Origin of the sequence: Chitinophaga sp., from assembly GCF_036569125.1 — a bacterium.
In the GTDB taxonomy this organism is placed as follows: Bacteria; Bacteroidota; Bacteroidia; order Chitinophagales; family Chitinophagaceae; genus Chitinophaga.
The window spans coordinates 1-4,088 of record NZ_DATCRF010000496.1 but is presented as its reverse complement, the minus strand read 5'-3'; the positions used below and the strand labels follow the sequence as shown (position 1 = coordinate 4,088).

Here is a 4,088-nt window from a genome sequence, read left to right as displayed (position 1 = left end):
GTTAAGCATACCGGTGGCAGCGGTTACGGGCTTCAGCACCGCTATTACCAACATTGGTAAAGTGCGGAACAAAGGCTGGGAGCTGGAGCTCTCCACCCGCAACTTTACCGGCGCATTTGAATGGACCACTAACCTGAACCTGAGCCATAATACCAATAAAGTGCTGCAGCTGGGCCCTAACAACACGCCTATCATCTTCGGCAATTTCGATAACATGGGCCATCACATTACTACGGTAGGCCAGCCCATTGGCGCTTTTTATGTACTGGAAAATATCGGCATCCTGAAAACAGCCGCAGAAGCGGCATCCAGCGCCATTATACCAGGCGAGGAAGCCGGTGATCCCAGGTACCGCGATGCTAACAATGATAAAGTGATCGATGTAAAAGATGCAGTGATCCTGGGGCAGCCTGATCCTACTTACGTTTGGGGCATCACCAATAATTTCAATTACAAAGGTTTTGATCTCAGCTTCCTGTTCCAGGGGCAATGGGGCAATAAGATCTATTCCACTTTTGGCCGTGCTATTGACCGGCAGGGCAGCGGCATTTCAGATAATTCACTGGGCATCTGGCGCGATCGCTGGCGTTCAGAGGCTGATCCCGGTAATGGCATTGTGCCCAAGGCCAATCCTATTAAATACGGGCGCCTGAAGGATTCCCGCTGGTTATACAATGCCAGCTATTTCCGTTTGCGCACCGTTACGCTGGGATACAATTTATCACGTTTGCTGAAACATATTCCCGGCGTAAGTGGCGGCCGCATTTATATGTCGGCAGAAAATGTATGGGGCAAAGACCATTACAACGGTGGCTTTAACCCGGAAGCTATCAATGATTCCGGGGATGATTATGGTGCATTCCCCTTGGCAAAATCTTACATTCTTGGTCTTAACATTTCATTCTGATCCTATGCAACAGTTACTTAAAATATTAATAGCCGGTACGGTGCTGTTAGGCAGCTGTACCAGCAAGCTGGATATAAAGCCCATCTCTGATCCCAGTGTGGCAAACTTTTACCGCAACCAGCAGGACTTTGAGCAGGCAGTGAATGCGGCTTACAACGGGCTGTCCACATATCCTACCCGTCACCTGTTTTTGTCGGAGATACGGTCTGATAATATGTACGTGCCGGGAGAAGGCGGTACCTACGACTGGAACCCGGTAAATAATTTCACGGTTAATTCATCCAATACCCTTATGTCCAGCGCATGGAGCGATTGCTATAATACCATTATGCGCTGTAATTCCGTGCTGGATAATATCAGTGCAGATAAGGTGCCGGATGAAACGATGCGCAACCAGTTCACCGGCGAAGCAAAGTTTATACGTGCCCTTATGTACTTTGACCTGGTGCGTTTCTTTGGCGGCGTGCCTAAAATAGATCACCTGGTGAGCGCTACAGCTGCGCAAAGTATTAACCGTGCAAGCGTACAGGAGATCTATGACCTGATCATTGCCGACCTGGAAAGTGCGGCGCAGTTATTACCCGCATCCTACAGCGGCGGCAGTAAAGGCCGGGCTACCCTGTATGCAGCCAAAGGCATTCTGGCACGGGTATATTTAACCCGCTCCGGCCCGGTGCTGCTGGATAAAGGGCCGGTGTTAAATTCCAATGAATATGCTAAAGCCCGCGACCTGCTGTCAGAGATCATTAACAGTGGAAAATATGCTTTCATCAATAACTACGCGCAGATCTTCAGTTATGATAATGAGAACAATTCGGAATCCGTATTTGAAGTGCAGTTTAAAAGCGGCGGTACCGGCACCGGTACGGTAATACCCGCTGAAATGCTGCCTGGCAGCTATATGCGGGCAAACAAGATCCCCGTAGCCAGTGGCAATGATTTTAAGTATGTGTCCAACGATTTCATTAGCAGCTACCCGGCCGGCGATGTACGTTTAACCTTTAACGTGATCCAGGGCTTTACAGATGAGAATGGCAACTTTGTGAACCAGAATTATTTCAAGAAGTTCCTGGACCCTAAACGTTACGGCGTTGACCTGCGCGACTGGGGCATTAACCAGCCGGTGCTGCGCTATACCGATGTGCTGCTGATGTATGCAGAAACCTTATTGCATACCGGTGGAAGCCAGGCAACCGTAGATGATATTGTAAACCAGGTGCGCAGCCGTGCAGGGCTGGCCGGCATTACCGGCGTAAATGCAGATACCCTGCTGGAAGAGCGCCGCCGTGAGTTTGCCGCAGAGGGCCTGCGCTGGCACGACCTGGTACGTACCGGCAAGGTAGTTACTGTAATGAATGCCTGGATGGCGAAGGAAGATGAAAAGAAAGTGATGAAGCCCATGAAAAATGAGTTTATCTTATATCCCGTACCGCAAACGGAGATCAATATTAAACCAGGCTTGTATGATCAGAACGCAGGATACTGATTCAATTACGAATTATTTAATTACGAATTACGAATGACCCGCATTGTTTATGGAATTCATAATTAAATGTTTTTAATATTAATGAAGTACATGAACATCCGTACCAATTCGTAATTCGTAATTGGCCAATTCGTAATTTAAAATTGTGAAAATGATGTTTACACGAAGAACCTTCCTCGCCACTTTCGGTGGTTCTCTGATTGCAACACAACTCAGGGCGCTGTATCACTCAGCGGTTACCGCTCCGGTGTCTGAATTCAGCAGGCACCTGCAGCCCGTGGGCCGTGCGCTGGAAATGAAGGACTGGTACGTATGGTGTAACAGCCCCATTGAAGGGCCGGATGGAAAGATCCATGTATTCTTTTCCCGCTGGCCGGCAGCAAAAGGTATGGGTGGCTGGATCAATAGTTCAGAGATTGCGCATGCAGTAGCCGACCACCCGGAAGGGAAGTTTGAATATGTGGATACGGTACTTTCACCACGCCCCGGCTTTTGGGATGCTACTACCTGCCATAACCCGCATATACGAAAGCTGGGTAACCGCTATTATTTGTATTATATGGGTAACTCCAACGGTAAAACCAATACCAAACGTATAGGCCTTGCCGTTGCCGACAGCCTGGAAGGCCCCTGGCAGCGCAGCGAAACGCCTATCCTGGAACCGGGCGCTACGGGCGCCTGGGATGATCATTGCACTACTAATCCATCATTGGTGCATCATCCCAATGGTGAGTACTGGTTATACTATAAATCATGGAACACGGCCGATTACGAGCGGGATGCCGGCGCCGCCATCCGTGGCAACCGCAAGTATGGCCTGGCCATTGCCGCTAAGCCGGAAGGTCCCTTTCATAAATATGTACAAAACCCGGTGATAGATTTTTCTAAATTAGGGGATAACAAGCAGCTGGAAGACGCTTTTGTGTGGCATGAGCAGGATAGGTTTAAAATGCTGGCGCGGGATATGGGTGTGTATAGTCAAAAGGTGGGTTTGTATATGGAAGCAAAGGATGGGCTGCATTGGACCACGCCATCCATTGCTTATTATGATGCGGCCCATTACATACAGGAACCGCCGCCAGCCCCGCACCTGAAGCGTTACGGCCGGTTTGAAAGGCCGCAGCTGTTAATGCATAAGGATAAGCCGGCCTACCTGTTCACCGCTGCGCAGGGCGGGCAATATATGACCGCTTCTGCCTTTATTTTTAAGATAAAATAATTGGGATACATTATGCAAAGGATTGGACTATTAACCGCCTGTTTGTTCTGCTGCTGTTACCTGGCTATAGGCCAGGGATTGCAATGGCCGCCCATTCAAAAAGAAACCCGTCCCTGGACGCGCTGGTGGTGGTTGGGCAATGCGGTGGATACGCCCGGCCTGGCCTATAACCTGCAGGCGATGCAGCAGGCCGGCATTGGTGGGGTTGAGATCACGCCTATTTATGGCACCAGGGGATTTGAAAATAAGTTCATCGATTTTTTATCGCCTCACTGGATGCAGATGCTGGGTTACACCATTCATGAAAGCAACCGTTTAGGCATGACCGTAGATATGAACACCGGCACCGGCTGGCCCTTTGGCGGCCCTGGTATTCCACTGGAAGATGCAGCCGGTAAAGTATACTTTAAGGAATATGCCCTGCAGGCAGGGCAATCTTTAAATGAACCCATAAAAGCAGACCTAAAGGAAAAGCA

At 49.4% G+C, this 4,088-nt stretch carries 3 protein-coding genes and 1 pseudogene; all 4 read left to right on the top strand.

From position 1 onward, the window contains the following. Window positions 1-907, top strand: a pseudogene (locus VIM87_RS18630) (TonB-dependent receptor); the annotation flags it as partial. A gap of 4 nt (window positions 908-911) precedes the next feature. Continuing rightward, window positions 912-2,393 (top strand): RagB/SusD family nutrient uptake outer membrane protein, encoded by a 1,482-nt coding sequence (locus tag VIM87_RS18625; protein ID WP_331998451.1) that lies wholly within the window; start codon window positions 912-914, stop codon window positions 2,391-2,393. 151 nt (window positions 2,394-2,544) lie between these two features. Further along, window positions 2,545-3,612, top strand: coding sequence for a glycoside hydrolase family protein (locus VIM87_RS18620; RefSeq protein WP_331998450.1), 1,068 nt, complete (start codon window positions 2,545-2,547; stop codon window positions 3,610-3,612). Window positions 3,613-3,624: 12 nt separating this feature from the next. Next, a partial coding sequence (locus VIM87_RS18615) for a glycosyl hydrolase (RefSeq protein WP_331998449.1) occupies window positions 3,625-4,088 on the top strand: 464 nt, incomplete at its 3' end.